1 protein-coding gene is annotated in these 3,313 nt (G+C 78.8%); it reads right to left on the bottom strand.

Annotation, left to right across the window (positions count from 1 at the left end):
* Positions 1 to 15: 15 nt before the first annotated feature.
* Entirely contained in the window at positions 16 to 3,132 is a 3,117-nt protein-coding gene (locus tag ACIQOV_RS33835) for an adenylate/guanylate cyclase domain-containing protein (protein WP_401054609.1), read from the bottom strand.
* Positions 3,133 to 3,313: the final 181 nt, after the last annotated feature.

Here is a 3,313-nt window from a genome sequence, read left to right as displayed (position 1 = left end):
GGCCGGCCGGGCCGCTCACCGGGTGCCCCCGAGCCGCTCGGCGCGCCGCACGCCCGGCAGGTGGCCCTTGGCGGCGAACCGGTCCCGGGCCGTGGCGGCGGCCACCGCGGCCTCGGCGGGGCGGTCGAGCAGCAGCAGGGCGTGCGCCCGGTCGAGCGCGGTCAGCGCCTGCAACAGCAGCGACTCGGTGGCCTCCGCGGCGGCCAGGGCGGCGGCGGTCAGGTCCAGGGCCGGCGCGGCCTCGCCCCGGGTGGCGGCGAGCCGGCCGCGCAGCGCGTCCAGTTCGATCGCGAGCACCGGCGGCAACGTGGCGAGGGCGTCCGCGCCGTCCAGGTGCCGGGCGGCCTGGGCCGGGCGGTCGGTGTCCAGCAGGACCCGCGCGGTGGTCAGGGCGAGGCGCGGCAGCGGGGCGGGGCTGCCCTGGTGACGGGCGATCTCGGCGGCGTCGGCGAGCAGGTCCAGCGCCTGGCCGCTCTGGCCGAGGGCGGCCGCCGCCTGGGCGGTCAGCGCGGGCAGCGCCACCATCGCCTCGGCCAGCGACAGCTCCCCGGCCAGGCTGTTGGCCTCGGCGAGCAGCAGCTCGGCCTCCTCGGGGCGTTCGCGCAGGGCCAGCAGGACGGCCAGCGGGCCGTTCAGCGCGACCCGCACGGTCCGCCGGCCGGTGCCGTGCTCGCCGAGCAGGGCGCGCAGCCGGAAGGTCGCGTTGGGGACGGGCTCGGGGCCGGCCAGCAGGGAGGCGGCCAGTGCGGCCAGCACGGCGGCCCGGTCCAGCTCGGCGTCGGTGCGGCAGACCCGGTCGAGGGCCTGGTCCAGCAGCCGCTCGGCCTCGGTGTGCCGGCCGGCCAGCAGCTGCTCCTCGGCCAGCCGCAGCCCGGCCCGGGCCCGGCCGAGGTCGTCCCCGGTGTCGGTGAACAGCGGCAGGACGGCGCGGGCGGTCGCGGCGGGCTGATCCGGGCCGGGCGGCAGGCCGCGGGCGGCCAGCGCGAGCCGGGCGTGCGCGGCGTCCAGCGGGTCGGCGGCCGCGTCCCGCACCTGGGCGAGGACGGGCAGCGCCTCCTCGGCGCGGCCGAGCGCCAGCCGGGCCTCGCCGAGGCGGCGCAGCGCGGGGCCCGCAGCGCGCTCGCCCGGGTAGTGCAGCCGGACGGCGCGCTCCAGCAGGTCGGTGGCGGCGGGCAGGTCGGCGCGGGCCAGGGCGCCGGCCCCGGCGGCGCCGAGGGCGGTGGCCGCGCGGGTGCGCAGCACGTCGGTGCGGGTGTCCAGCAGGCCGAGTTCGAGCCGGTAGCGGTGGGCGCGTTCCAGGTGGCCGCCGACGGCGGCGTCCCCGGTGGAGCGGACGGCCGGCAGGTCGGCGGCGCGCTCGTGGCGTTCGGCGCGGGCCCGCTTGGACATCGACTGGTAGACGGACTCCTGGACCAGGCCGCTGCTGAACCGGTAGCCGGTGCCGGCCGGTTCGACCAGCCGCAGCTCGGCCAGCCGGGCCAGCGCGGCGCGCAGCCGCGGCGGGGTGCCGTCGCCCCCGGCGGACGGGCCGGCCGGCAGCCCGTCGATCGGGCCGGTGAAGACGTCGTCCTCCGGGTCGGCGAAGGCGTCCTGATCGCTGCCGCCGTGGGCGAGTTCGGCGAGTTCGGTGGCGGTGAAGGCGCGGCCGAGGACGGCGGCGAGGTCGAGGGTGGCGCGATCGTCGCGCTCCAGCCCGTCGATCCGGGCGCTGAGCAGGGCCCGTCCGGTGGGCGGCAGTTCGTCGGTCAGGACGGGACCCTCGGTTTCGGTGAGGGCGGCCAGCAGCTCCTCCAGGTGCAGCGGGTTGCCCTCGGCGCGCTCCAGCAGCCGGGTGGGAACCGCGTCCTGGTGGGCGCTCAGTTCGGTCAACTGCGCGGCCAGCAGGGCGGATTCGTCCCAGGAAAGGCCGCCGACCGGCAGTGCCGGCAGCTCCGGGCGGGCGGCCGGGAGCTCGGGGCGGGTCAGGCAGAGCAGCAGCACGGGGGCCGCGCCGAGCTCGGCCGTCAGCCACCCGGCGGCGTCCACCAGCGCCGGGCCGGCCCACTGGCAGTCGTCCAGGACCAGGACGGCCGGGCGCTCGACGGTGCGGCCCCGCAGGATCGCGGCCAGCAGCTCCAGCGAGCGGCGGGAGTCGAGGCCCGGCGCCGTCGCCTCGTCCAGCCGGGCCAGCGCCTCGGCCGGAGCGGCGCCCCCGGGCTCGTCCAGCAGGGTCCGGACCGCCTCGGCGATCGGCGCCAGCGTGCCCTGCTCGCCGAAGCTGCGGCAGCGGGCGGTGCCGCAGCGCGCGGTGCGCCGGCCGACCCGCTCGCGCCACTCGCGCACCAGCCGGGTCTTGCCGATGCCGGCCTCGCCGGCGACCAGCAGCAGCTCGGCCCCCGAGCCGCCCGCCACCCGTGCCAACGCGGCGTCCAGCTGCGCCAGTTCGCGCTCCCGGCCGACCAGCGGGACGTCGAAGCGGCGCAGCAGCTCCGGGTCGTCCTCGTCCAGGGCGACCAGGCGGTAGGCGGTGACCGGCTCGGCCTTGCCCTTGAGGTGCAGCGGGCCGACCTCGTCCACCTGGGCGGCCGGACCGGCCGCGCGCAGCGTCTGCGGGCCGATCAGCACCTGGCCGGGGGCGGCCCGGGTCTGCAGCCGGGCGGCGATGTTCACGGTCTCGCCGGAGATCAGCGCCTGGCGCGCCGAGGCGTCCGAACCCGCCACCACCTGGCCGGTGTTGACACCGATCCGGACGTCCAGGCGGACCCCGAGGGTGGCGTCCAGCTCGGTGTTGAGGTCCTCCAGGTCCTCCAGCATGGCGAGGGCGGCGGCCAGCGCCCGGTGGGCGTCGTCCTCGCGGATCACCGGGACGCCGAAGACGGCCATCACGGCGTCCCCGATGAACTTCTCCAGGGTGCCGCCGTGCGCCTCGATCCGGCGGTGCATCCGCTCGAAGTAGCGCAGGATCACCTCGCGCAGGGTCTCCGGATCGAGCGCGCCGGACAGGGCGGTGGAGTCGACCAGGTCGCAGAAGACCACCGTGACCAGCTTGCGCTCCTCGGCGGCCAGGTCGAGGGCGGCGCCCCGGGCGGCGCCGCAGGAGGGGCAGAACTGGTCGTTGGTGCCGACGGGCTGGGCGCAGAGTGGGCAGGGCATGGTGGCCGTCCTTCGGTCGTCCTTCGCTGTGCGGGGCGTGCGCGGCGGAGCGGAGCGGGAGTGCACGGGCGTTCCCGGCCAGGGTCGCGGGCGCGGCTTCGGGCCCGGTTCGGGAACGCCTGGCGAGCGGTATGGCCGCAGGCGGGGCGGGGTGCGGGGGCCTGCCGGCAGGGCCCGGTGC

The organism is Kitasatospora sp. NPDC091257 (genome assembly GCF_044757675.1).
Taxonomy (GTDB): Bacteria; Actinomycetota; Actinomycetes; order Streptomycetales; family Streptomycetaceae; genus Kitasatospora; species Kitasatospora lactacystinica.
The sequence above is the reverse complement of the archived record's forward strand: the minus strand, read 5'-3'. Positions and strand labels throughout refer to the sequence as shown.

Coding starts and splice junctions, on each gene's coding strand:
- ACIQOV_RS33835 (WP_401054609.1), bottom strand. CDS start 3,132: ATGCCCTGCCCACTCTGCGCCCAGCCCGTCGGCACCAACGACCAGTTC.